This is a genomic window from Dechloromonas sp. ZS-1, assembly GCF_039649255.1.
GTDB lineage: Bacteria > Pseudomonadota > Gammaproteobacteria > Burkholderiales > Rhodocyclaceae > Azonexus.
The window spans coordinates 1-1,666 of sequence record NZ_JBDIYD010000034.1 but is presented as its reverse complement, the minus strand read 5'-3'; the positions used below and the strand labels follow the sequence as shown (position 1 = coordinate 1,666).

Sequence of the window (1,666 nt, the reverse complement as noted above, 5' to 3'; positions counted from 1 at the left end):
ACCAGTTGCGGCACGGTTTCGAACAGATCGGCGACGAGGCCGTAATCCGCAACCTGGAAGATCGGCGCATCCGGATCCTTGTTGATCGCCACGATCACCTTCGAATCCTTCATCCCCGCCAGGTGCTGGATCGCACCGGAAATCCCCACCGCCACATACAGTTGCGGCGCGACAATCTTCCCGGTCTGCCCAACCTGATAGTCGTTCGGCACAAAGCCCGCGTCAACCGCAGCGCGCGAGGCGCCCAGCGCCGCACCCAGCTTGTCGGCCAGCGGCTCCAGGAGTTGATGGTAGTTCTCGCCGCTGCCCAGACCGCGACCACCGGAGACGATGATCTTGGCGGCGCCCAGTTCCGGACGCGCCGACTTGGTCAACTCGCGGGCCTGCAGCGTGCATTGGGCGGTATCGGCCGAGGCGGCAAGCGCTTCCACCGGCGCGGCATTGCCACCGGCAACCGCGTCGAAGGCGGTGGTACGAACGGTGATGACCTTCACCGCATCGGCGCTCTTCACCGTCGCCAGCGCGTTGCCGGCGTAGATCGGGCGAACGAAGGTGTCGGCGGATTCCACACCCGTGATTTCGGAAATCTGGGCCACGTCCAGCAGGGCGGCGACGCGCGGCAGCAGGTTCTTGCCGAAGGTGGTGGCCGGCGCCAGGATGTGGCTGTAGCCTGCGGCGTTGGCCACGACCAGTGCGGTCAGGTTTTCAGCGGTCTGGCTGTCGTAGTGGGCCGCATCGGCCACCTTGACCTTGCTCACGCCCTGCAGTTGGGCGGCAGCTTGTGCAGCGGCGCCACAGTTGGCACCGGCAACCAGGACGTCAATCTCGCCGCCGATCTTCTGGGCGGCGGCAACGGTGTTCAGCGTGGCGGCCTTCAGGCTGCCGTTGTCGTGTTCTGCGATGACAAGAATGGCCATTTAGATCACCTTCGCTTCGTTCTTCAGCTTCTCAACCAGTTCGGCCACATCGGCCACCTTCACGCCTGCGCTGCGCTTGGCAGGCTCGCTGACCTTGATCGTGGTCAGGCGCGGCGTGACATCCACGCCCAGATCCGCCGGCTTCACCGTGTCCAGCGGCTTCTTCTTCGCCTTCATGATGTTCGGCAGGGTCGCGTAGCGCGGCTCGTTCAGGCGCAGGTCGGTGGTCACCACCGCCGGCAGCGTGATCGCCAGGGTTTCCAGACCGCCGTCGATTTCACGGGTCACCGTCGCCTTGCCGTCGGCAATCACGACCTTCGAAGCAAAGGTGGCTTGCGCCCAGCCCGACAGGGCAGCCAGCATCTGGCCCGTCTGGTTGGAGTCATCGTCGATCGCCTGCTTGCCGCAGATGACCAGTTGCGGTTGCTCTTTGTCGCACACCGCCTTCAGGAGCTTGGCCACGGCCAGCGGCTGCAGGTCCGCGTCGCTTTCAACCAGAATGCCGCGGTCGGCACCAATCGCCATCGCCGTGCGCAGGGTTTCCTGGCAGGCTGCCACGCCACAGGACACTGCCACGACTTCCGTCGCAATCCCGGCTTCCTTCAGGCGCACCGCTTCTTCCACAGCGATCTCGTCGAACGGGTTCATGCTCATCTTCACGTTCGCCAGATCGACGCCCGTCCCGTCCGCCTTCACGCGAACCTTTACGTTGTAATCCACTACCCGTTTCACGGGAACGAGAATCTTCA

Annotated in this window: 2 protein-coding genes; both read right to left on the bottom strand. The window is 64.3% G+C overall.

The features are described from left to right. Positions 1-917 (bottom strand): FAD-binding protein (locus AACO21_RS16625; protein ID WP_346193639.1); only part of this gene is annotated, 917 nt, incomplete at its 3' end. Beyond that, positions 918-1,666, bottom strand: a 749-nt coding sequence (locus AACO21_RS16620) for an electron transfer flavoprotein subunit beta/FixA family protein (protein ID WP_346193638.1), incomplete at its 5' end; no start/stop codon positions are given.